Origin of the sequence: Fundicoccus sp. Sow4_F4, from assembly GCF_052116145.1 — a bacterium.
In the GTDB taxonomy this organism is placed as follows: domain Bacteria; phylum Bacillota; class Bacilli; order Lactobacillales; family Aerococcaceae; genus Fundicoccus.
On sequence record NZ_JBQKLQ010000005.1, the window covers coordinates 79,567 to 104,147 of the forward strand.

The 24,581-nt window shown below is 39.5% G+C and carries 21 protein-coding genes, 1 tRNA gene, 1 pseudogene and 1 riboswitch; of the genes and pseudogenes, 4 read left to right on the plus strand and 19 right to left on the minus strand.

Annotated elements, in window-relative coordinates:
• Nucleotides 1–4: 4 nt before the first annotated feature.
• From ACTQ5J_RS08650 to ACTQ5J_RS08680, 7 genes are all read right to left on the minus strand, one after another.
• Entirely contained in the window at nucleotides 5–1,402 is a 1,398-nt protein-coding gene (locus ACTQ5J_RS08650; protein ID WP_441752391.1) for a glycoside hydrolase family 1 protein, read from the minus strand.
• A complete protein-coding gene (locus tag ACTQ5J_RS08655; RefSeq protein ID WP_441752392.1) occupies nucleotides 1,395–2,771 on the minus strand; it encodes a 6-phospho-beta-glucosidase in 1,377 nt (458 codons plus the stop codon). The genes ACTQ5J_RS08650 and ACTQ5J_RS08655 overlap by 8 nt, the downstream gene beginning before the upstream one ends.
• Before the next feature lie 1,238 nt (nucleotides 2,772–4,009).
• A complete protein-coding gene (locus tag ACTQ5J_RS08660; RefSeq protein WP_441752393.1) occupies nucleotides 4,010–4,357 on the minus strand; it encodes a zinc ribbon domain-containing protein YjdM in 348 nt (115 codons plus the stop codon).
• Nucleotides 4,358–4,491: 134 nt separating this feature from the next.
• Nucleotides 4,492–5,865, minus strand: coding sequence for a DUF2130 domain-containing protein (locus tag ACTQ5J_RS08665; RefSeq protein ID WP_441752394.1), 1,374 nt, complete (start codon nucleotides 5,863–5,865; stop codon nucleotides 4,492–4,494).
• Nucleotides 5,866–5,902: 37 nt separating this feature from the next.
• On the minus strand, nucleotides 5,903–7,021 hold the full coding sequence (locus ACTQ5J_RS08670; RefSeq protein ID WP_441752395.1) for a GGDEF domain-containing protein: 1,119 nt from the start codon (nucleotides 7,019–7,021) through the stop codon (nucleotides 5,903–5,905).
• A gap of 112 nt (nucleotides 7,022–7,133) precedes the next feature.
• The gene (locus ACTQ5J_RS08675; RefSeq protein ID WP_441752396.1) at nucleotides 7,134–7,655 is read right to left on the minus strand and encodes a cyclase family protein; all 522 of its coding nucleotides are present in this window, start codon (nucleotides 7,653–7,655) and stop codon (nucleotides 7,134–7,136) included.
• 21 nt (nucleotides 7,656–7,676) lie between these two features.
• Complete coding sequence (locus ACTQ5J_RS08680) at nucleotides 7,677–8,138, minus strand: GNAT family N-acetyltransferase (RefSeq protein WP_441752397.1); 462 nt, start codon at nucleotides 8,136–8,138, stop codon at nucleotides 7,677–7,679.
• 185 nt (nucleotides 8,139–8,323) lie between these two features.
• Between ACTQ5J_RS08680 and ACTQ5J_RS08685 the strand changes: the two genes are divergently transcribed.
• Together ACTQ5J_RS08685 and ACTQ5J_RS08690 are read left to right on the plus strand one after the other, a co-directional pair.
• Entirely contained in the window at nucleotides 8,324–9,781 is a 1,458-nt protein-coding gene (locus tag ACTQ5J_RS08685; protein ID WP_441752398.1) for an FAD/NAD(P)-binding protein, read from the plus strand.
• Between the two features lie 149 nt (nucleotides 9,782–9,930).
• Nucleotides 9,931–10,003, plus strand: a tRNA-Ala gene (locus tag ACTQ5J_RS08690).
• A 67-nt stretch (nucleotides 10,004–10,070) separates the two neighbouring features.
• Here the strand turns inward: ACTQ5J_RS08690 and ACTQ5J_RS08695 are convergent.
• Nucleotides 10,071–10,706 carry a pentapeptide repeat-containing protein gene (locus tag ACTQ5J_RS08695; protein ID WP_441752399.1) on the minus strand — a complete coding sequence of 212 codons (636 nt, stop codon included), beginning with the start codon at nucleotides 10,704–10,706 and terminating at the stop codon, nucleotides 10,071–10,073.
• A 314-nt stretch (nucleotides 10,707–11,020) separates the two neighbouring features.
• On the minus strand, nucleotides 11,021–12,190 hold the full coding sequence (locus ACTQ5J_RS08700; RefSeq protein WP_441752400.1) for a cation diffusion facilitator family transporter: 1,170 nt from the start codon (nucleotides 12,188–12,190) through the stop codon (nucleotides 11,021–11,023).
• Between the two features lie 361 nt (nucleotides 12,191–12,551).
• On the opposite strand from ACTQ5J_RS08700, the pseudogene ACTQ5J_RS08705 reads away from it, so the two are divergent.
• Nucleotides 12,552–12,979 (plus strand): annotated as a pseudogene (locus ACTQ5J_RS08705) (IS30 family transposase); the annotation flags it as partial.
• 225 nt (nucleotides 12,980–13,204) lie between these two features.
• Here ACTQ5J_RS08705 and ACTQ5J_RS08710 read toward each other — a convergent pair.
• The 6 genes from ACTQ5J_RS08710 to zwf form a co-directional block, all read right to left on the minus strand.
• Nucleotides 13,205–13,360: a lmo0937 family membrane protein gene (locus ACTQ5J_RS08710; protein WP_441752401.1), complete on the minus strand. Its 156-nt coding sequence runs from the start codon at nucleotides 13,358–13,360 to the stop codon at nucleotides 13,205–13,207.
• A 274-nt stretch (nucleotides 13,361–13,634) separates the two neighbouring features.
• Nucleotides 13,635–14,681, minus strand: coding sequence for a S66 family peptidase (locus ACTQ5J_RS08715; protein ID WP_441752402.1), 1,047 nt, complete (start codon nucleotides 14,679–14,681; stop codon nucleotides 13,635–13,637).
• 252 nt (nucleotides 14,682–14,933) lie between these two features.
• Nucleotides 14,934–16,307, minus strand: a complete 1,374-nt coding sequence (locus tag ACTQ5J_RS08720) for an MATE family efflux transporter (protein WP_441752403.1) — start codon at nucleotides 16,305–16,307, stop codon at nucleotides 14,934–14,936.
• Between the two features lie 480 nt (nucleotides 16,308–16,787).
• Nucleotides 16,788–17,459, minus strand: coding sequence for a YczE/YyaS/YitT family protein (locus ACTQ5J_RS08725; protein ID WP_441752404.1), 672 nt, complete (start codon nucleotides 17,457–17,459; stop codon nucleotides 16,788–16,790).
• Nucleotides 17,460–17,865: 406 nt separating this feature from the next.
• A complete protein-coding gene (locus ACTQ5J_RS08730) occupies nucleotides 17,866–19,278 on the minus strand; it encodes a YfcC family protein (protein WP_441752405.1) in 1,413 nt (470 codons plus the stop codon).
• Between the two features lie 382 nt (nucleotides 19,279–19,660).
• Entirely contained in the window at nucleotides 19,661–21,130 is a 1,470-nt protein-coding gene (zwf, locus tag ACTQ5J_RS08735; RefSeq protein WP_441752406.1) for a glucose-6-phosphate dehydrogenase, read from the minus strand.
• A 274-nt stretch (nucleotides 21,131–21,404) separates the two neighbouring features.
• A riboswitch (SAM riboswitch) is annotated at nucleotides 21,405–21,503 on the plus strand.
• A gap of 67 nt (nucleotides 21,504–21,570) precedes the next feature.
• Here zwf and ACTQ5J_RS08740 point away from each other — a divergent pair.
• Nucleotides 21,571–21,870 (plus strand): hypothetical protein, encoded by a 300-nt coding sequence (locus tag ACTQ5J_RS08740; protein ID WP_441752407.1) that lies wholly within the window; start codon nucleotides 21,571–21,573, stop codon nucleotides 21,868–21,870.
• Between the two features lie 56 nt (nucleotides 21,871–21,926).
• On the opposite strand, the gene ACTQ5J_RS08745 is transcribed toward ACTQ5J_RS08740, so the two are convergent.
• The 4 genes from ACTQ5J_RS08745 to ACTQ5J_RS08760 all read right to left on the minus strand — a co-directional run bounded on the left by ACTQ5J_RS08745 (nucleotide 21,927) and on the right by ACTQ5J_RS08760 (nucleotide 24,427).
• Nucleotides 21,927–22,067 carry a hypothetical protein gene (locus ACTQ5J_RS08745; RefSeq protein ID WP_441752408.1) on the minus strand — a complete coding sequence of 47 codons (141 nt, stop codon included), beginning with the start codon at nucleotides 22,065–22,067 and terminating at the stop codon, nucleotides 21,927–21,929.
• A gap of 178 nt (nucleotides 22,068–22,245) precedes the next feature.
• Complete coding sequence (locus ACTQ5J_RS08750; protein WP_441752409.1) at nucleotides 22,246–22,965, minus strand: sugar-transfer associated ATP-grasp domain-containing protein; 720 nt, start codon at nucleotides 22,963–22,965, stop codon at nucleotides 22,246–22,248.
• Between the two features lie 17 nt (nucleotides 22,966–22,982).
• Complete coding sequence (locus ACTQ5J_RS08755; protein ID WP_441752410.1) at nucleotides 22,983–24,191, minus strand: ribonucleotide-diphosphate reductase subunit beta; 1,209 nt, start codon at nucleotides 24,189–24,191, stop codon at nucleotides 22,983–22,985.
• An 11-nt stretch (nucleotides 24,192–24,202) separates the two neighbouring features.
• Nucleotides 24,203–24,427, minus strand: a complete 225-nt coding sequence (locus ACTQ5J_RS08760; protein WP_441752411.1) for a glutaredoxin family protein — start codon at nucleotides 24,425–24,427, stop codon at nucleotides 24,203–24,205.
• Nucleotides 24,428–24,581 lie beyond the last annotated feature (154 nt).

Below are 24,581 nucleotides of genomic sequence, written 5' to 3' on the forward strand. Positions count from 1 at the left end.
CTTCTTAAAACCCATTATTTTGACTCAAGGCTTTGAACCAGTGACCTGACTTTTTAATCGTACGCTCTTGCGTTTCTAAGTCGAGTTCAACTAAACCGTAGCGGTTTTTATAAGCGTTAAGCCAAGACCAGCAATCGACAAAGGTCCATAACATATAACCATGACAGTTGGCACCATCTTCGATGGCTTGATGTAATACTTTTAAATGGTCTTCAATAAATTCAATCCGGTAGTCATCTTGAATGACACCATCTTGTTTGAATTTTTCTTCGCCTTCAACACCCATACCGTTTTCAGTTAAAATCCATTCGATATTGTCGTAGTCTTCCTTAATCATCATCGCGATGTCGTATACACCTGATTCATAAATTTCCCAACCACGATGTGGATTAATTTTACGGCCTGGCATCACATAATGAGCGAAATAGTAATCTAAGTTTGTTGGACCAGACACGTCACTTGCGGCATCTACTGAACCTGTGGCATCTTCCGGCGCTTGAACGCGTAGTGGTTGATAATAGTTAACACCTAGAAAATCGACCGTATTCTCACGAATCACGGCTAACTCTTCCGACGTATAATCGGGTAGTAAAGCATGCGCCTTAATAATCTCCACTAATTCTTCAGGATAATAGCCCTTAACGGAAGGATCCAAGAAACTCTTTGCTTGGAATAACTCGGCAATACGAGCTGCTTTTAAATCCTCTGGGCTATCACTGCGTGGATAAGCCGGTGTTAAGTTTAAAATCACACTGATACGATGCGCTGGATTCAAACGGTGGCACGCTTCAACGGCTAAAGAACTCGCTAATTGCGTGTGGTAACCCACTTGAACCGCTGCTTTTAAATCAACTTTAGCTGGGGAGTGAAAGTCACCTAAGTAACCTGCCTCGACCGGTACAATCGGTTCGTTGAAAGTAAACCATGTATCGACTAAATCACCAAACAGTTCAAAACACTTGGTAGCGTAATCACGAAAGGCATCAACCGTCTCCTTGTTTTCCCAACCGCCTTTGGCTTGGAGCGCATAAGGTAAATCGAAATGATACAAGTTGACCATCAATTGGATGCCCTTGTCATTAATTCGCTTAAACACCTCACGGTAAAACTCGACCGCTTTTGGATTTACTTCGCCCACTCCCTCTGGGATTAAGCGCGACCATTGAATCGATGGTCTAAAGGTCGTATGACCTGTTTGTTCGAGTAACTCGATATCTTCTTTATAATTTTTATAGAATGTCGAGGTTTGACCGGGACCGATTTGGTTATGGAATTTCTCTGGCGCAATGCTGAACCAGTAATCCCAATTACTCATGCCCTTGCCGTCCCCTTTTTCAATGCCTTCACTCTGTGGTGCTGAAGTGGATGTTCCCCACAAGAAGCCATCTGGAAACTTATACATGTAATTCCTCCTTCAAGGTCTTTATCTTCTCAACAAGTTGCGGTTTAACCGCTTTAATTGTTTGAATCACTTGTTCAAACTGCGGTAAATGAACTTCATGAGCCAATAACATTTCCTGTAATAATTCTTCGGTTATTAAACCGTTCTCAATTAATGGATTTAATAAAAAGGCTTGATAGGCTAAATCATAGCTACCTTCAATTGCAGCTTGGATTGTCAATTCTTCCATCGCCTTAATCGTTTGCAGATAACCTCTAGCAAACACTGGCAAGTCAGGTGACGTTAAAGGAATTGGCCCTTGAGCGGTAATCACACAGGTCGTTTCAACCACCACATCAGCCGGTAATTCCTTGACGGCTCCATTATTTAAAGTAGACACAACTAATAATTGATGCGTATTATTCTCAATCGCATTAACCAACTCACAGGCGACTTCACTATAGAATGCCCCTCCACGCTCTTCCAAAGCCTTAGGCTTGGTGACTTGCGTCTCATCGGCATACACTTCAAACAGTGACTGCTCAACCTCTTTAACTTGTTGCGCCCGAATCTCACCACGCTCAAACTGCTCTAACATATCCGCTAACATCTCTTGTTCTAAAAAATAATAACGATGATAGTCACAAGGCAATAAACCAAGCGCTTTCAGCATTGGTGTATTGAAATTCATATTAGAAATATTCTTGACCGTATAATCCTTTGTCTGCGTGCCATACAAAGCCTCGATGACTTCCTGAGTTCTCTCATTGCCCGCTTCATCCCACACTTGATGGAAATGAAAATGATTAATGCCCTGATGGCGCAAGGTTAAATGACCTGTCGCAAGTACTTCACTAGCTGCACGCTCTTGCCCGATTGGAATATTACATAGACCAACCGTTCGTTGCCAACCCAAATACTTAATCACAGCCTCAGTCACCATCCCAGCAGGATTCGTAAAGTTAATCAACCAAGCATCCGGACACTGCTCTTTCATATCGGCCACTATGCCTTTGAATACTTGAATCGTACGAAACGCTTTCAGAATACCACCGGCACCGTTCGTTTCTTGGCCGATCATTTGGTGAGTTAAAGGAATTGCTTCATCCAAAATTCGCGCATCCATCTGCCCGACACGAAACTGTGTCAACACATAATTCGCCCCAGCCAGTGCTGCATGACGATCTAAAGTAGCCGACACCTGCCATTGAATCCCCGCCGCCTTCAACATCCGCTTTGTAAATGCTTCGATTATACTCAACTTCGCTTTCCCTTCGGGAACATCAACCAACACAATCTCGTCGATCGCTAAAGTTTCCTTGCGAGCAATTAAACCACTGATTAACTCAGGACTATAACTTGACCCGCCACCAATAATCACTAACTTCATGAGTCATCACTCCTTTTATAATGCACCTTTATCATAATTTGCTAACCTCTCACTGTAAACACTTTTATTGTTAATCTTCTTCCGTCATGAACCGGAAACTTCCTGACATGATACTATGAAGTTATTAATACATTTAATAAAACGAATGATTTAATCAGAAACACACACCTTTTCAAGGGAAAATAAGACCTCAAAACTCTAACCTAAAAACCCTCCATTGTGTTTCCACAAAGATGGAACCGCTCAACTAGATTGTTCAAAAAGAAAGGGAGTAAGCAAAATAAACTCGTAAATAATTACTAATCCTGTTAAAAACTGTCTTCAAGAAGAATTATCTGTATAGAAAATAAGCACACTTACTCAAAAAAATACGCTGACTCCATCTAGTGTCTTTTATATAAGTTAATCAACTTTATTTTATTCTAACGACCGTTACTTCCATATCGCTCGCGTCTTCTCGCCTAATTGAATCTCAAATAGGACGCCGTGCAAAGCGCTACATCACCTTGGTGTGATATAGCAAAGCGATACATCACCTGGAAGTGATATAACAAAGCGCTACATCACCTGGAAGTGATATAACAAAGCGCTACATCACCTGGAAGTGATATAACAAGTCGATACATCACCTGGAAGTGATATAACAAGTCGATACATCACCTGGAAGTGATATAACAAATCGCTACATCACCTGGAAGTGATATAACAAAGCGCTACATCACCTGGAAGTGATATAACAAGTTGCTACATCACCTAGAAGTGATATATCAAAACGCTACATCACCTAGAAGTGATATATCAAAACGCTACATCACCTGGAAGTGATATAACAAAGCGCTACATCACCTGGAAGTGATATAACAAGTCGATACATCACCTGGAAGTGATATAACAAATCGCTACATCACCTGGAAGTGATATAACAAGTCGATACTTCACCTGGAAGTGATATAGCAAAACGATACATCACCTGGAAGTGATATAGCAAAACGATACATCACCTAGAAGTGATATAGCAAAACGCTACATCACCTGGAAGAGCCATACTACCTTGGAAAGCTAACCAAACTTCACTCCTAAAGCTTGTCACGATTGAAGTTCAAATCGGACTTGTCTCTAAATACAACCTCTCCCCTCACCCAAAGCAAAAAAACACGCTCATCCTATCAATGATTAAGTCTCTTCAATCATTTAGATAGAACAAGCGTGTTCGCTACAATTTAATTAGTTTGATAAATTTAAGCTTTTTTGACGAATTCTGATTTCAGTTTCATGGCACCGAAGCCATCAATACGACAATCGATGTCGTGTCCATCAGCGGCATCAAAAATTAATTTAATATTCTTTACTTTGGTTCCAAGCTTAATAGCAGTTTTAGACCCTTTTACAGGTAGATCCTTAATCACAACGACATCATCGCCGTCTTCTAAATCGTTCCCATTAGCATCTTTAATTGTAGCTACTGCAGTTTCTTCTGCAGCTTCAGCTGCTGTCCATTCATGTGCACACATTGGGCAAACAAATAAACTTCCATCTTCGTAAGTGTATTCTGAATCACACTGTGGGCAATTTGGTAAAGTATCCATAAATCAACCCTCCTATTTTATTTACTAGACAATATTCTACCATGTCTTCAAAAATAATACGACAGCTTAAATTGCCAACTTTTTAGTGATAACTAAGCACTTTCAACAGCTACTAAAAAAGTTGCCACAAGCCCTTACTTTAAAGCGTCAAACTTCTCTTTCATGGTTGGATTATTCCTAACCAGTTTCTTGACAGTCAAATCTTCCGCTTTATTATTAGCTAAACGTAAATTATTTTCAGAGGATAACAAAGCTTCCTTTGTTTTTTGGAGATTTCTAATTGTCTTATCAATCTCATCAATCGCCGTCATGAATTTTCGACTAGCCAAATCGTAGTTTCTCGCAAAGCCAGTTTTGAAGACTTCTAAGTCTTCTTCGAAGTTCGTGATATCAATCGTCTGTTCACGCATCAAGGCAATCTCTTGTTTATATTCTAAAGAATTCATCGCCGCATTACGCAATAAAGTAATAATCGGAATGAAAAATTGCGGACGAATTACATACATTTTAGGATACTCATATGAAACATCGACGATACCGTTATTGTATAACTCATTATCTGCTTCTAACATCGACACTAAAATTGCGAATTCACACTTTTTGTCTTGACGGTTCTTATCGAGTTGTTTGAAGAAATGTTCATTTCTCTTCTTAGTAGCTGTTTCGTCACCTTCGTTTTTCATCTCAAACATAATTGAAATAATTTCATTACCATATTCATCGTGTTCACGGTAAATATAATCGCCCTTACTTCCTTTAGAAATATCATTATCTTTTCCAAAATAAGCATTTTTAAAAGCTGTCATGCGCAAACGGTTGAACTCGATCTCGCAATGCTGTTCCAAGGTTTCGCCAATCATTTTCGTCGATTGCTTAGCCTTAAAATCTTTATAGAAACTAATAGTCTCGTCTTTCATACGCAATTCATTTTCGTATTTATCCTTTAAGCTATTTTTCTCTAGCTCACTTTCCTTATGATGCAGATTAAGTTGCGATTGCAAGGCCATTAACTCTTTTTCCTTGGTGGATTGAATCTTCGTCAATTCCAATTGCTTCTCATTCTCGCTCGACTGTAAGCGCGATTGTAACTCAGCCAAAGTTTGATCTTTCTCGCTCAGAGCCTTTTGTAAATCCAATGCTCGTTCTTTTTCTTTTTCACGAGATTGACTTTCCAAGGCTGCGATTTGAGCCGCTTGTTGTGTCAGTTGCTCCTTCAGACTAGTTTCAACTTTCGCAACCGCCATCGCTTTTTCTTGCTCATGTGCACGCATCGACGCTTGCATTTCTGCCAGCTCTTTTTCTTTTTCTGTTAACTGTTTATCAAAATTATTTTTAGTTTGTTCTTCTATTAAGGCTAGTTGACTGTCATGTTGCAATTTAGCCTGTGCTAATTTCTCATGAATTTCCTCATGAAACTCCTGGTTACGCACTTGATTGAGAATATCCGCATAGCTTGCCTCATCAATCGTAAACACGCTCTGACAATGGGGACATTTAATTTCGTTCATTCAATCTTCCTTTCAAAATTACATTCACTCTATTATATTAAGTTGCTTGCCTACGAATCACAATCTTGTTCTTCCCTGAATTTTTTGCTTTATATAAAGCAGCATCCGCTACTTTAAATAACTCAATCGGACTCGAGCTGTGACGTGACATCCCCGCAATTCCACAGCTTCCCGTCACACCATTATTATTCATCTCAGAAAAACTCAAACGCTCAATATTTAACAGAATCTCTTCACACAAAACTGAAGCGGCATCGACTGACTTCTCCGGAAAAACAAACACAAATTCTTCACCACCAATTCGAAAGGCATAAAACTCATCCATCGCTGCTTGACGAATAATATAAGAAATCATCAATAATACACGATCACCAACCGCATGCCCATAGGTATCATTGACTTGTTTAAATTCATCAATATCTAGTACCGCTAATGACAATAACTGATATGATGCACGACAATCTTCCATAATTTTAGGCAGCATGTCTTGGTAAGCCTTACGATTATATAAACGGGTTAAAGGATCAAGCTTCAATTCCAGCTCTAACTGTTCGTTATTTTGAATGATATGTTGATAATTAGTATAAGTCGAACGACTATGTAGAATTTGAACTCTAGCCAATAAACAAGCCCCGACTAACATACCTGAAGCAGTCAACACCTGAGTCCAACTGTCGAAAGTACTACGCGAAGTCCCATACATCATATACGCACTCACCAGCATTAAAACCTGAGCAATCAAAAAGATCTGACGCGTTAACCTGAAATTAGAAAATAACGTAGAAATTAAAACCGGAGCGATAAAAGAAGCTAATAAAACACTCGCTTGACGATACTGCAGACACAAACAGGCACAAAAGAAAATCAATAAAATAATGGCCAAATACTCCTTCACCAATAAAGGCAGTCGCCAAGAATTCACCAGCCAGTTCACTGAGAAATTGGCCGTCAACATCCAAAAAGTCAGCTGAATTCGCTCAACAAAACTCACATCGAAATGAACGGATTCACTCACAGACGAAGCATAAAACCACAATGCAATGTGCGCCATAAAATTAATAGCAACAATCCAATAGGACACTGCAACCAACTGCTTAACCCAATAATCCTCACTTGCCTCAGACTCACGACGAACAGAAAAAGGAATTCTACTCACAGCTTACGTTGCCCCCTAAGCACTCATCAAGCTTAAACAAGAGCTCGATAAAATTTGTCAGTTAATTGATAGATTTCTTATAATATATCACATTTGGTATTCATTAGTATAGCTATTCTTTCAACAATGCAACCGCTCGCACAGGGGACCCATCCCCGCCTTTGATATTCAAAGGCAAGCCAAAAAAAGAAAAAACACTCCCTCGTGGCAAACAATCCAAATTCACCAAACCCGTATAAGTCACAATCCCCTGCCCCAACAAAGCTCGCTCCAACTCAACACTCAACTCTCCTCCCACAAAACCCGGACCCGAGTCAACAATCTTATCAAAATAAGCCCTCCCAATTTCTTCAGTAAAAAACAAACCCAACCCACTTGGCCACTCAGCGTCTAGATCAACGACCATCCCTGAACCAAAAAAACGCGTCAAATCCATCTCATCTAACCGGCTCCCCTCAGGATGCATATGCGAAAAAGCATCGACATGCGTCCCAGTATGGCTTCCTAAAGACAGCTGACGCAACTCCCAGCTGTTTTTTTCATGAGTATGAACAACTTCAATTGAAACAGCAGGGTCTCCCGGATAAACCGGCATCGCGTCATACAGTGGCGCGCTTAAATCGATTACTTTCATTATTTGACTCCTTTTTTAAAGTTAAACTGAGCAATGTTTATAATGCATAATATACTCTTGATGTTCTTTGTTATAACCGGCTTCCTTGAATCCTAAGCTCGTTAACAATTGCTTCATCACCTCGTTACCTTCCACATAATCAGCGACAATTGTTCGCTCTGGGTAGTTGAGGGCTGCTTCTTCAATGAGTGTCTTCATGGCTTGACGCCCATAACTTTTGCCTTGAAACTGTTGACCAATCATTAGTCGCCAAATCAATAACTCCTGACTATCGGCTTCAATTTCTAATAGGACAAACCCAACCACTTCCTCCTCAAAGTATATCGCATTTGGAAAACAATCATTATTCTCGCGGTAAAGCCAACACTGTGCCAGTGAAAACACATTGTCCGATAACCATTTTGCTTCTTTTTGAGTAGGTGTCATCTCTAGTTGAACGACCGCCATAAAATTACTTTCGTCTACAGCTTTTATCTTAATCATCGTAAAACTCCTCGTCAAAACGTACTAAAGTTAGCTTCTCATTTCTTCAAGTAAAAATCAATTGGCAATTAACTGCTTCTGTCATTAGCCGCTAATTTAAAACCATTCTATTTTAGAATGATATTTGGCCTTAGGTAAGCTATAATGAATTTAATCTTATTTCGACTTAAAAGGAGTGCTCTTTCATGAAAATTGCTATAGTAGGTGCTGGTGCGAGTGGTTCCACACTCGTACGTAAATTTATTCAAGCGAGCGAGGTGTTAAACTCGCTGCACATCGATGTCTTCGAGAAGCGTGATCAACTTGTCGTTGGCCAACCGTATGAACAAGATACGACCCAAGCGATTATGAACGAGCATGCGCAAGATCTTAGTATTCAAGCGGACCAACCAAGTGACTTTCTTGATTGGTTAGGCGATCATTATCCAGAATTAGCCTTTAATGATGCTTTTCCACCGCGTACTTATTATGGGGAGTATTTGAGCGACCGGTTACTCCCCTTCTTTCATCGGCCACAAGTCAATGTGATTCCTGAATCAGTTATCGACTTAGACTGGCAAGGCGACAAACAAGGATTGCTGACTGATACTGGTCGATGGTATCAAACCTATGACGCTGTCTTTTTCACGATCGGTCACCCGCCTTATGCGGACCGCTATCAACTCAGCGGCACACCCGGCTATATCAATCACCCTTACCCCATTCAATCCGTTCTCAATACACTTGATCCTAAAGCGCGTGTCGGCGTGATTGGCAGTGGACTGACTTCGATGGATGTGATTAAGTATCTTTTGAAAGAATATGATTGGCAGGAAACGCCTAAATTATTTATTCGTGATCAAAATCCCTTTAGAACGGTTAAGTTCAAACGATTCCAAGGGGAATTACAGATGACTTTTGCTCCCGAATGGATCACCGACCAAAGAAACGAAACGGGACATATCGCCTTAGATCTCATGGTCGAAACCTTTCGCAAGGATTTGGCAGACAACGGCATCGATTTCAAACGCCTGATTCATCTTTATGGTAAAGGGTCCCTGGCTGAAGTCGAAAAAGCACTACAAAGCCCTGACCTAACTCTAGGGCAAATTCGACGATACGTTGTGCGGTTAACCCAATTATTGCCCGACCTATACAATGCCTTGACGCCAAGTGACCGTGATAATTATTCTAGAAATTATGAGGCTATCTTTAATCATTTCCGCAGCCAAATGCCTGTCGAGTCCTTAAAGAATGTTATCAATGCCTTGGGTGAACATTCTTTAGAACTCATTACGGACGTCCAAAGCATTGACTATGAAGATAATATCTACCATGTTAAAACAAAAGCTGGTGAAAAACACCTAATGGATGTGTTAATAAATTGTGCTGGCTTCCAACTAGATTTAAAAGCCGCTAGCAACTTCGATTTATTGTTAAACAATTTATATAATAAGGAAATTTTCACGCCCTACTACCGTGGAGGCATTGCCGTCACTTGGCCACAGTGCCAAGTGCTCAGTAATAAATATGGTACGATGCCCAACACTTTCCTACTCGGACATTGGATTTCACCCATCCACTATGGCAATAACAATATTCACTTATGCATCAAACAAGCCGAACGCGTGGCCGATGATTTTATCCAAAATCATAAAAACTAAACACGAATCTAGTTTGTCTAACCAAGCCCACAAACTAGATTTTTCTTTTTATCTGGTCTGAATGATCAGCAAATAAACTATCTGATATATCTAAGGAGGATTGCTTTATTTTTAATACCAAGTATAATGGTATTCAGTTGTTAATATTTGGGGGTATAGCTCAGTTGGGAGAGCGCTTCGCTGGCAGTGAAGAGGTCGTCGGTTCGAGCCCGTCTATCTCCATCCTTTATACATCCAAAATAAAATAGTCCTTATCCGGTATAAATCTGGATAAGGGCTATTTTTGTTATTAGTGAGTCACAATTAGTCCTAATAAAGAAGCAAATTGAACAGCTTGGTGTGACGAGACGCGACAGCCTTTCAGATTATCAACCGAGACACTCAGGCGATCAAAGGTTGATGTGCTGATATCAATGCCTTTAAGGGGCGTTTGTTCAAAGGTCGCTTCATTTAAATCACACTGATTAAAGGCAATTTTCTTAAATTTACATTCGAAGAAGTCTGCATTTTTTAAGATACTTTCGTCAAAGTGAACACTTTCGATTTTCGCATGACTGAAGGTGCTGAAATTGAGAATCGAGTGTTTGAATGTCACATGATTAATATAGGCATCAGGAAAGTTACTACCGAGCAACTTACAATTAATAAATTCTACTCGGCGCATAGAGGCCCCCATGAAATTTACATTCGATAAATCACAATTTTCAAAGCGCACATCGAGTGCATCAAAATGATTGAATGTTGTTTTCATGAATTTACAATTTTTAAAGACAACTTGATCGAGATTAATTCGTTCCATCGACTCATTCTCGAACTCTGCTTCAACTATCAGACAGCGATCAAGACTAGGGTCCTCATGTTCGAATACGTCTTGAAATGCACTTACTTCTAAATCTGGTGCCACTTTAGGGTAATCTATTTTCATTCTTGGCCTACTTTCAACAAACTATTTATCTACTATACTAGCACATCACGCAGCAATTATCCGTCTTACTTAATTCTATTAGACAGTGTCAGTCGTTCAACACTCACGACGGCAAAAGTTAACGACTGACTTTCTTAACTCATTAGTTACTAACGTTTCAGATGAGTTATTTCTTTCAACTAGCGACGTTTAGGATAGTCTCATTCGACCTGAAGAAAGTGCTGTTTGTCAAAGTTTGCTCCCCCCATTTACAGCTTATAAACCTATATAAACAAACAGCGCCCTCCTTTCTTATGATCGGAGGGCACTTCTTGTCAAACTTCTTTCAATAAATCGAGACGGTCAAATTTAATTCTGACTCGGTAATCACCAATCTCTTGATGAATTTTTGCTTTAATGATTTTTAATAATTCTTCATCCGTTTGTGCCGTATTATCTGGTAAAACGACATCAAATAAAATAAGGTCTTGTTCATTTGATTTTTCAACTTTAAAATCATGAAACTTCACTTCTAGATGCAATGACTTTAGGATTTGTTTAATCTGACGATAAATCGCGGTATCATGTTCACTTTGAATGGCGATAGGATCCAGATGGCAGACTAACTCGACCGCAAGTTTTTCTTCGAAATCCGTTTCAATATTATCTATCACACGGTGGGCTTTTTTGATATCCCAACTATCATCGATTTCGATATGAATCGTTGCGAAAATTTGATTAGGGCCATAACTATGGACTAGCAAATCATGATAACCAACAATCGAATCGTATTGATCTAACAATTCCTTCATCTGAAGAATTTCTTTCTTCGATGGACGCGTCCCTAGTAAATCATTACTGGATTCACGAATCGCTTGAAATCCGCTGTAAATAATCACGATCGATAAGACAGCTCCTGCATAACCGTCAACTTGCCAGCCCGTCCACATTTCAACTGCCGTAGCGACTAAAACTAAGCCCGTCACATAAACATCGTTTGTGCTGTCTTGAGCCGCACTATAGAGGGTATTGGATTGAATCGATTCTGCAGCCGTTCGATAAAAATTCCCTTGAACGACTTTCACGATAATTGATATAATCAATAAACCAAAGACTAAGGGCGATGCAGTCAAGCTCGATGGATTCATAATCTGATTAATTGACGTTGTAAAAAATTGAATCCCGACATAAATAATGATGACCGAAATCAATAAGCCACTAATATACTCAGACCGCTCATGTCCATAAGGATGTTCCTTATCCGCTGGCTTAGATGCTGCTCGAAAACCCAATAAGGTTACCAATGACGATGCTGAATCTCCTAAGTTATTCATTCCGTCCGTTATAATTGATAGGCTCCCAGACAAACTCCCTGCTAGAAATTTGATAACAAACAGCAGTAAATTTGATACAAGTCCTACAATCCCAGCGATAACACCCACACTTTTACGCGCTTCTTCCTTCGTCCCATTCATTGAATATTTATTAATCCATATATTAAACATAGCCCACCTCACTTAACTCGTTGGAAAACAGAATAATAGAGTATCATATTTTGACCACTAATGAAAGCGACAGTTTCTTCTCCCATTATACACCACTGACACAATAGGACCATAAATACCCCGCTTGATAAAACCTAGAAAAACGTCTAAGATAGCTAAACTAAGACGTTCTTACTTTCAATCGCTTTTTAATAACGTAAATCAAATTCTAAACTTAAGGGTTCAACAAACTGAAAGTGTTTCTGTGTAAATTCATAAATCAGCTTTCTCAATACATCAATAGACGCTTAGCTGGTATCATGCAATAATACCAGCATATCAACACTCAGCTGTTTTTAAACTCTTTGTAAAAAAAGGTCGCTCATTGGAAACTCAACTTTCCAAAGTCATGATCACTTTGAAGCTTGATGGGTGGAAGTCAAACGATATCGAGAATACACTAAGCCAGTGATTTGAATCGATTCCCAGACATCTATTTAAGTCCATCACCTTTGATTGTGGAAAAGAATGTTGCATTTGGAAAAACCTAAGCAACCAACATGATATCGCCATCAATTTTGCTCATACTGGCCCCCACATCACAGCGCGGGCTGAATGAATAGTTTACCGGGGATCTTTCGAAAAGATAGATTGCCTAAGGAAATGGATTTCAAATTAGTTAATCAAATGTTCATTTCTTCCATCGTAAACAAACGGAACCATATCCCTAGATAAATATTAAATTATCAAACACCTTATCAAGTATTTTTGAGTGACATGGATGAAGACATTCTGTCTGACTTAATTTGACAAACAGGATTGATTAAATCTACTTCCAGCCAAAAAACACGCTGACTTGAGCAAACTCAATTTAGCGTGCGATTCCTTTCATTATATAGGTTTGATGGTACATTTAAAATCATAAGAGAAAGCAAATTCTTTTTGGATGTGTCTTTATTTACATACTTCTTGCAGAATTCTCCAACATCGAAAAAAAGATTCCAAAGCGAGTATGCTTTGAAATCCTTTAAGTCTTTATAATTTTCTTCTGCCAGTAATAAGTTGGAACACAAAGATGATACCGGCGATGACTAATAGTGTATGAATCAATCCACCACCAATTTGTAGTACCAAGCCTAATAGCCATAATACAACCAATACGACAATTATTGTCCATAAAATATTTCCCATTATTTTCACGCCTTTCTACATTGGACCATTGTTATATCCTTTTCTATATTATAAAGAAATTATATCGATAGACCAAACATAACGCTCAAACGGGTTAGACTATGTGTGGTCACGAGCTTTCAGAAGGCCAGATAATGAGTAGTTGTCGCGATAAAACTCTAACATGCGCCATTAGTGACGAACAAGTTCCCTTAGAATAATCGTCCTCTTTCTTCCACTTCCTTTCAAAATCAGCCCCACTCACTTTTAGAAAAGTGGACGGGGCTTGTGATAATTACACTCTCTCAATTCTTACTTGTTGTTTTGATACATCAACTTGAGCCAAGGCGCCGTACTGCATTAACATTTTGGGATAGGCATGTCCGAAGTTTAAATTGTACACAATTGGAAGCTCTCCCTCAAGGCAGTCGATTAAGACGGTTTTATATTCTTCATAAAACACTTCATCTTGCGGTTTCCCAACCAAGACGCCATTGATCCCGTCGAATAGTCCAGCCTCTCGCAAAGTCAGCAGCATGTCTTTAAACTTTTCAGGCGTTGGTCTTTCTTCAGAGGTTTCCAAGAAGACCACCGCATCAGCCAATTGACTTTTAGACGGGAAGAGCTGGTATGTCTCATTGATAGCCTTTTCCTCTGGATAACGCTCGCCGACCAATAACTCATACAGACTCTCCACACAACCACCAATCAACTGGCCAGAAAATGTACCAGAACCTTGAAGTAACTCATAGCCTCTAGTTTCCTGATGAGCAGCCCGATCAAGGCCCAAGGACTGCTCGGAAAAATCCATTCTTTCCTCAAACCATCGCTCGCTGGGCTGATAAACAAACGCCTCCTTGGTAAAAACTTGACTAAACGCTTCTGCCGAATACGCTAACATTGTCTCACCCAATTCCGCAAAACACGTCAAGAAACTCAAGCCATAAAATGACGGCACACCCAATTTATTTAACATCAAATGATTGATCGTTGTATCCGAATAACCCATGAAGAATTTCGGGTGCTCACGAATCACCGCTTGGCTTTCTTCACTTAACAAATAAGGCGCCAACTTAAAGGTATCTTCCCCACCAATTGCACATAAAATCCCCTTGATACTATCATCTTGAAAAGCCATCAATAAATCTTCCGCACGCTTTTTCGGATGCGTTTTGATAAATTCTAGTCCCTTCAAGGCATGTGGCATAAACACCACCTCTAAATCGAAAGTCTCCAAGCGATCGACGCCACGGGCTAACTGATGTGAACAAAACGCCTCACCCAATGTCCCAGCTGACAAACTGACCACCGCCACTTTATCCCCGTGTCTTAATTGAATCATTGCACTCTCTCCTTTTACCTTAGGCACGATAGACCTTGAAACGTCTTGGTGTCTATTCTAGCTAAGTAGTTCTTCATTTCATATTAAATTCCTTCTAGTATAAAAGATAGTGACACTCTTGGCTATTATAATCCCTTGCAATCACTAAATAATTGAATGTTTTATTTGGCCATCAACTATTTTTTATATCTAAATCATACTTGACTAATAGTAAAAAAAACCACCTGTGCACAGCACAAGATGGTCCATTAATTATACAATATCGCTGATAACAGGCTCTATTTCTAAACGCATCACATGTTTTAGACGATAACGAGACAGTGTGAATATGAGAATACCTTTTAAAACCGAGGTTAATGACATGGCAACCCAAATTCCTGACACACCCATTAAAGGCATGAGTAACATGGCTAAAGGGATTCGTATGACATTAAAAGTGGAATTGATGAGAGCTGGTGTACGCGTGTCGCCGATTCCGTTTAGGAAACCGCTCCCACCAATCTCAATACTCATAAACAATTGGCTCATGCCAAAAATGAATAAATAAACAGCCCCTAGTTCAACCGCTTGCGAATCATTTGGAATGAATAATTGGAACAGTTGATAGCGGAAAACTAATAAAACAACGGTCGCAATCATACCGATTGTCGCTACGGATTTCATACTCGTATTGTAAATATCTTTCACACGTTCAAAAAAGCGCGCCCCGAAATTTTGACCAGTGAAGGCTGTGATTGCAGCTGCAAATCCTTCAGTTGTCATCCAAGAAATCGATTCGATGTTAGAGCCTACAGAAGCAACCGCTAGAGGTAAAGCGCCGTAAGATGCTACCGAACGGTTCAACAAGACACTAATCAGTGCGTGAATATTGGATTGTAATGAAATTGGAAAACCTAATCGCGTCATTTCCTTCAATAAACTCAAATCAGGCTGAAAAACCATTGGGCGACTGTGGTTAATCAAATCATCACTACGTTTAATAACGTAGGCAAAACAAGCAAACACAACAAATTGTGCGAAGACTGTTGCGATAGCCGCACCTTGAATCCCCAATGCAGGAAATGGCCCCCAACCGAAAATCAAGAAAGGATCTGCGACAATATTAATCAGTAAGCCGAGTGTATTCACCCTAAATGGCAGGCGACTGTTTCCTAGACTATTGTAGGCACCGGAAAGCACCGGGTTGATGAAAAACAAAGGCATTCCCATCGCAATTACCACTAAATACTGTTCGGTCAAGCGATTGACACTATCATTCAAATTATAAAATTGAATGAGAGCATCTTTAAATACCAGAAGCAAACCGCCGTAAACAATACCCATTAACAGTGATAGCCACAAGCCATTATTAATCGACAATTTAGCGCGCCCACGTTCGCCTGCTCCATAATATTGAGCAGCCAACACCGACATGCCAACTCGAGGAATTAGCGCGAAAGAACTACCAATCCACATCAAGAAACCTACCTGACCAGCTGCGGCCACCGCTTCGGTCCCGATGCGTCCAATCCAAGCGATATCCGTTAAGTTATAGGCCATTTGAATAAAGGCAGTCCCCATCAGTGGCGCCCCAAACCGAATCATCGTCGGTAGTATCTTTCCATGTAATAAATCTAATGACTTCATACCATCCCCCCTTTACTAGATAGAATAATAGCAGAAGACACCCCTAAAGACAATCACATAAATTCTCCGACCACACTAGCTTTTAAAATCCCTCTAGGTAAAACGACTAACTTTCACAACCTTTCTTGAAACCATGGATTATAACGAAGTTACTTCCCCTTTAACTTATTTAAACCACGTCTTTAAGTTTCTTCCCATGACCTCGCGTCTTGTAGAAAGTCTAAGTTTTGAATCACTACGTTCTAGGTGGTTTATTCAGCCAATATATTGACAAACTTAAAGCAACTCTAAAGGTGCCCGATGGACCCCTTCAGTTCTTGCTTCAAGTCCTTTCAGTTGATTTAAAAAGGTGCGCGTGGTAGTTCGTTGACGAAAAGAACGATTTAATTAACGTGTAAAAGCGAAAACCAGCCAACTAACTACGGTTAGTTGACTGGTTTTCAGTGTGTTGCTTAAAGCGCTATTGCGGGCCCAATGCTCTTACACTTCTTCTTCAATTCCTGGACTTAACTTTTCCATGATCGGCATAGTAATTTTATCAGAGAAAAACTCGATGAAAGGACCAGCCACAAAACCAGTAATAAAGGTTGTGACACCAATCGGTCCACTTAAAAAAAAAGCGCCTGCGACTACAATAACATCCTGGCTGATTCGAGCATAACGATAACGCCAGCCCGTCTTATCAGACACTATCGGAGCAATCGCATCATAAGGCGACACGCCGAGTTTGGCATCCTTGTAAACAGCGACTCCAAAAGTGAATATCGCAATCGCCGCGAGGGTTATCAAGAGTTTGAAAACCATCGATAAATCATCGGGCGACAAGAAACTCTCCAATAGGCCCGTAAAGAATTGAATTTGATAACCAACCAAAATCATATTAAATATTGTTCCCCAACCAAGTTGTGAGCGGTCAATGAAAAAGATTATCACCAAAATAATAAGATTGACGACAAGTTGAAAGTTACCTAATGAGAAGCCTAGTAGTTCCGACGCTCCTGTGTTCAATGCTGTAAACGGATCTAAGCCCATAGACATACTTTCGCTTAAAGCAGCCCCAAAACTAATCAAGGTAATCCCAACAATTGAGACAAGTGCACGGATTATGAAATCTTTCCAATCAACCTTTTGTAGTTTTTCTTTGATATCCATTAATTAATCATTCCTTTCCTATAACTAAGGTATCCTTAAGTTTATCTGTCACATTTATGTGTGACTACTTGTTTTGTGGCAGTCTATTTGAGTCTTTCTGACTGTTTTCTAGCTGCTTGCTTCTTCTATTATAAGGAAAAGTTTAAGGAAATACACTTCAAAGACTTACCGAATCTACCTTATTTTATAGGGGGAGTTGATTGGGGGCTGTAGGTGAATTTTGCTGAGTCGACACGTTAGAAAGAAGTAGATGGGATAATTGAAGAGTGAAGCCTTGTCCAACCTACATTTGGCAAACTCTATGATGCATCACTTTAAACTTAACAGTCAACTTATCAAAAAAAAAGCGCACCGATGAGGATTAGTCATCGAAACGCTTGATGTTGTATAATTAAATTAAAGTCTATTAGAAAGGTCCATAATTAATGTAACTTGCAATCACAACAATGACAGCTGCAACTATTAACCAGGTTATGATTAATGGTAAAGCCCACTTCATCCATTTCTTGTAGCTGATATTTCCAATTGCTAAAGCAGCCATGAAATATCCTGATGCTGGCCACAGAATGTTTGTGATACCATCTCCTAATTGATAAGCCAAGATTGTTGTTTGTCTGGTAACAGACGAGATGTCTGCTAAAGGTAACATAATGGGTAAAGCAATGACCGCTTTTCCACTTCCTGATGCGATAACGGCGTTGAATAATGTCGTTACCGTTAGAATACCTACCGAAGCAATCTGACTTGGTAAAGCCACAACAAATCGCGCTAAGAACATAATGATTGTATCCATAACCATCGCATCTGTTAAAACAACCGCGATACTTCTGGCGATACCAATAACAAAAGCACCTACAATCATTTCAATTAAACCGGCAACAAAACTGTCTAATACTTCATTCAATGTCATGCCTGCGACGATACCTGGGATAACTCCTAATAAGATAAAGTAACCAGACATTTCACTAAAACTCCAGCTTAATAAAATCACACCGAAAATTAAGCCAATAAACAGAAGAATTGCTAACAAACCAGCTAAGTGAACTCTTGGATAAACCATTTCACCCGCAGTTTCTTGTGCTGTCAATTCACGCTGTGTCACTAAATCCTGTTCGTAAACTGAACTTGCTTTTGGATCCTTCAAGATTTTCTTTGAGTAAATGGCAATATACAGACAAGAGATAAGCATTAGGACAATCGCTGTAATAATTCTAAATCCCATTCCAGAATAGAGCGGTAAATCAGCGAGTAAATGACCTAAGCCTACTGTTGCCGGCGCTGACCATGCAGCACTAAAACCGGCGGCTGTTGCTGTTAATGAAATAGCGACAGTAACCATTGAGTCAAATCCTAACGCAAACAGTAATGGCATCAATACTGGAATGTAAATTAATGCTAGTTCTGGTACACCAATGAAGCCAGTAATTAAAACAAAAACGGCTGATAACACAAAGATAATTGCTAATTTTTTGTTTTCAAATGTTTTAACTAAACTTGCCACACCAAGTCTCAACATGCCCGTTTTTTTAATGACACCAAAGGCTCCACCAATCATAAAAGTAATAATGATGACATCAATGGACTCCTTTATTCCTCGTGGAATTGCGGTCATAATATTGGTTAGTGATAAATTGTTTTGAGTTACAAATCGGAAAGTATCCGGATCTACTGCTGTTCTTCCATCTGATGTAATCACTCGATCATAAACACCTGACGGGATGAGATATCCCGCAATAACTGCTAAAACAAGCATCACGAGTAGAATGACCCAAGGATGCATCCCTTTATTGTCTTTAGCTTTCACTTGCTCAGTCACCATAATAAATTTCCTCCTTTATCGTTTCGCGCAAATTAAATTGACTCTTTATTAAGAATACTGCCCTTCGAATAGACGTTTAACTTAAATCACCCCAATTGTAACCGTTATCATGTCTTTATATTAACAAATCTAAATTTTTATTACTTTGTATCATTCGGACAAAGCCTACAGATGATTAGCACTTTCGTCCATTGTATTCTTCTGTCATTTATGGAACCGTTATCAATAAATGGTTTGTGTCAGTTCTATCGAACGATATCAGACAAGAAAAACAGTTCGATATTGCATTTTCTGCAAATCAAACTGTTTTCTCTATTGCTTTAATCAACTTAAACTTTACGATGCTACTCATGAGCGAGCATTAACTTCCCCCCACCCCTTTTTAAGCTGTGGGTAGCTCACTGCGGTAAATCCATTCATGTCCATTCTGCTTCACTAATTGTTCTGCTTCAGCCGGTCCAAAACTCTTGGCACGATAATTTGGAAAGTCGGGTTCAGGCAACTCTTGCCACGCATTCACGATACTATCCGCAATCCGCCATTGCTCTTTGATTTCTGGGAAGGTTGGGAATAAGACGGCCTCCCCCTTCAAGGCATCCTCCAACAAATTCTCGTAAGGATCTGGAATGTAGGCTGTTTGATAATTCTTATCATCCGGTCCAAAGAAACTCGTCAGGGCTGCAAACTCATTGGTCGCCTGCTTTTGATCCAAGACAAAAGACAGACCGCGCTTAGGTTCTAACTCAAAGGTCAGTCGATTGGCCACGTTGCCTTCGACATCACCACGATTTTTCAAAACTAAATCAATCGTAAAATGATTTTCAACTAAAGCTTTGCCTGTCCTGACATAGAAAGGCACCCCTTGCCAGCGATCCGAATTGACCGCCAGTTCTGCCGCAAAGTAAGTGTCGGTATTACTGTCTGTGGACACATCTTCTTCATCACGATAATTATGATACTCACCACTCTGATCAGCCTGATATTGCCCTCTGACCACCTTATCTTTGACCATCTTCTTGTCAAAATCAGCCACACTCTTCAAAGCTTTTAACTTCTCTTTATGCACATCCACCGCCTCTAGTGATTTAGGTAAATCCATTGCCACTATAGCTAATAACTGAAGAATATGATTTTGGAACATATCTAAAACTGCGCCATAATCATCATAAAAGCCACCTCGATCTTCAATCGATAAGGATTCTGGCAAAGAAATTTGAACATTCTCAACAAAGTTCTTATTCCAAATCGCATCAATGATTGGATTGAAATAACGTGTCGCCAGAATATTCTGAGCGAAATCCATGGCTGGAAAATGATCATTATAATAGATATTCTCTTCTTCAAACGCCTTCAACAATAATTTATTATACTCTTTGGCCGACGCTAGATTTTCTCCAAAGGGCTTTTCAACAATGACTTTATGATTGCCTTCAATCTCAAGCATGCCCGACGCTTTTAAATGGGTCGTCGTTTCATCGTATAAGTTTGGCGAAATCGAATAGAAATACAAGAAATTGTTATCGAGCTGCTTTTCCTTCACGACTTCATTGATTGTCTCTTTTAACGTCTCAAAATCAGCCGCCTGCATACTATCAACCACCTCATAGCTACACAACTTTAAAAAAACATCATCAAACTCAGTGAAATTCGGCCCCTTTTCTACCGCTTGTTTGACATAGTCCTGAAACTCTTTCTCAGAAAAGTTGGATCGCGCCGCTCCAATAATCGCAAACTTCTCAGCCAACTTATCTCTTACGTATAACTGATGCAAAGCCGGATAAATAAAACGCTCCGCCAAATCCCCGGAAGCCCCAAAAATGACCATCAAACCACTAATTTGTTTATTTTCCATATGTTTCATCCTTTCCACACTTGTTTATCTTCTCTTTTAGTATAGGTAACAGTAGAAAAGCCTGTCAAAGAATCCGACTTACCTTCCCCTTCGGGAGAATAGGTCTATTATTTTGTTAGGAAAAATTATTATATAGTAGGAAAGCAGACAGCACGTCTATCTGACGCTTCTCAAGACGCTCTGGTTAAACCTAAAGCATGTTCTTTGCTTTAAGTGGCCTGCTTTTGAAAATCGCGCTAATCCATGGTATAATATACATACAATTTAAGAACACAACTTATTCAGAGTAAGCAGAGGGAATTGGCCCGATGACGCTTCAGCAACCTACCGTTTGGCAAGGTGCTACATCCAACTCGAAAGAGATAGATGAGTCTAAACCGTTTCGGCATGACTTTTTCAGTTGTGCTTTTTTTATTGAAAAAATTTAGGAGTGGTTTAGTATGACAAAAATTGTAGATGTAAAAGGTCATGAGATTTTCAATCGTTTTTCGTTTGAAACCTCTAATGTGGCAGAACGGGTTCAGTTTTTAAATTTTGCGATTGAGATCAGAGTACAAGAACTTTTAAAAAAGATTGATCCAAAGTTTGTGACAAGTGCCAATGTGGTGAATCGTCGATTGAATATTCCATTAAAATGCAAACAAGATTTAGACCAAATGCTGGAAGATCAAACGTTGAAGGACGCAGCGCGTCATCAACAACTCGATGCCATTCAAACAAGTATCTTTGGTCAGCTATAGACTAAACAAAAAATGCGACGACGTGGTGTATTTTCCCACATTGTCGCGTCTTTTAATTAAAAGGGGAAATCATCGGCCTCTGGATTGGGTTCAATGTCAGCCCATTCTGCTGCTTCTTCCAGCGTAGTTCCATAAGGAAGACCACTTGAGGTAAGTCCCGCAATAAATTCAAAGCCATAATGCTCCTCAAGCGTCATCTGAATTACTACAGAATCTTTGTTCTTGTTTTTATTTTTTTCACAACCAACACCTCACATCCATTAAAAAGCGAAGGAGTATGCTTTTTTTATCTACTTCTAATTATACTAATAGAAGTATTCTGTCCAAATTGCTTGAAATTGTCGTTTTTCTAACATCTTTCCTAGTAATGGAGTCTTAAAGCACTTTATGATAGTGGTAAAAAGCCTTAGCTTTCGGATTCGCAAGGATTGGCTGATGCACTTGATGTAAACTAACTCCTGGTTCACTATTTCCTTCTAATAAGCAAATGCCAGAATTCGTTACGACTACATCCCAGCCTACATATTTAATTTGCTTCATTTCGTAAACATGATTGGCAACAGACAGCATCTTAGTTTTTATTTCTGGCCAATGTGGCACTGACTGTCCAGTCAATTGCATCCCTGTATCGGGATGTTTTTCATACCAGTTAATAACTCCTTGATGAGGAATCACGGCGGCTTTACCTAATTGTCCCGTGTCAAAGGCAATAGAGAGACTTAAGCCTCTTCTCCGGAAATTGTCCGTCGGCATCGATAGACTGGTTCCAACTCGGAAGACCGAAGCAGCAATAAATGCCTTCTGAGTAAACGGATCAATCATCGTAAGCATTCGAATCGTATTTAACGTCTCAGGAAATAATGCTTGAGCAAATTCTCCTTGTTGAATAAATTCTGAGATAAAGTAATCATCCAAATTATCGAGATAGTCTAAAAACATCGGAGGAGTCATATTTTGGCTATTTCTATGAATTTGTCCATCGGCCCAATAAACAACTGAAACACCCCGGCCTTCAGCACCGTCAATTGGCTTGATGACCAGTTTCACGTTGGGATGCGTGGTCAAATAAGTCAACAAGCCCTCTGAATCTTGCAACTCTTCGTTTCGAGAAATTAGTTGACCGATCTCTTCTCAAAGAAATCCACATGTTTAGTTGCGACCACTTCATCATCAAACCAATCTGTTTTTGCAACTTCCACCTCATCCACTTCGAAAATTCGTTCGAGCCCAATGAATTCAAGTGAATTATTCAGTCGATTTTTAATAAATTCTTCTACTGTATAGCGCGGAATAAAATCCAATTCCCCATCTTCAAAGATCCAATTCAAAACCTCGTGTTCTGAAATATATGCGTCGCGACATAACTCATAAATATCTCGAGCCATCTCTTCATCAAACCACTGGGGTTGCTCATTGCGAATCGTGTTAATGAGATCAATCCCAAACTCCCCATGAAGCTGTTCTTCCTTAGAAGTCGCTTCAATCACATTGGATATTCCACTAAACAGATTTTTGTGTTTATTGAATGCCATAATTATTAGAAATTGGCTGAATAAAGAAATATGTTCAATGAAAGCCGAAAATAATAAAATTGCGATCGTGTAATCCCGGTTGCTACCATTTCTGGCATAATCATTATGTTTCTTCAAATAGTTAACGCGATGGTCAAGTGCAGGTATTTCTTCAATTCGTTCGAATTCACTATTAAGACCTAATAGTTCTAATAGATGGGCATAAGCGTCACTATGATGGACTTCGGATTCTGCAAAGGTAAAGCCAACATTCGCAAGTTCTGGTTTAGGGAGACGCTTATACAAATCCCCCCAGAATTCTTTAACATCTACTTCAATTTGGGCAATGGCTAGCATAGAATTCTTTATCGCGGTCCGCTCATGTGGCTGGACATTAATTTTATAATCATGAATATCACTCGTATAGTTGTATTCCGTATGCAGCCAGTAGGAGTGTTGAATCGCTTCTTTGTATAACGCTAATTCTGGATACTCAAAGGGTTTCAGATTCTTTCGGCCTTTAAAAATATCTGGCTTCCGTTCTTCAATTCGCTCATGGCGATAAAGTATATAAGCCTTGGCGGTCTTAGTAAACAGGTTCAACATGAGCTTTTCTTCGACTAAGTCTTGGATCGTTTCTACATCGAGCGATTCTTGATCAATCCCGTTAATAATATTCTGTGTCACACTTTCGATATTTTCTTCTGTCATTTCTTTAGTTTCATTATTAGCTTTAGTGATCGCGATTTTAATTTTTTCTCTATCAAACTCTACGATATCACCCGTACGTTTTATGACTGTTTTGATCATTGTCTGCTCCTTTATAAGTAATCTAATATATCAATAAACTCACTATATTTAATGAATTCATCATCAATCCTTATGCGTGGTAAAGATGTCATACCACGTGATTGAAGTAATTCAAGGGCTGGTTCATTATGACTGACATTCACTTCACTATAAGTAACTTTTTTCATACCTAACCACTGCTTAAGTAGCTGGCACTGACCACAACCATCTTTGGTGTATAGCTCGACTTTCTTCATGCTGGCCTCCTCTAAAATTTATTACAGGATATTCCTCCAGAAGTTCCTGCACAATTTTAGCCAATAAAAAAGACTATGTACAGAAAGCTCCCAGGCCTTTGTCATAATCTTCAAACTTAAAAAAGGACACAAAATGTCCAAAATAAGCAAACAG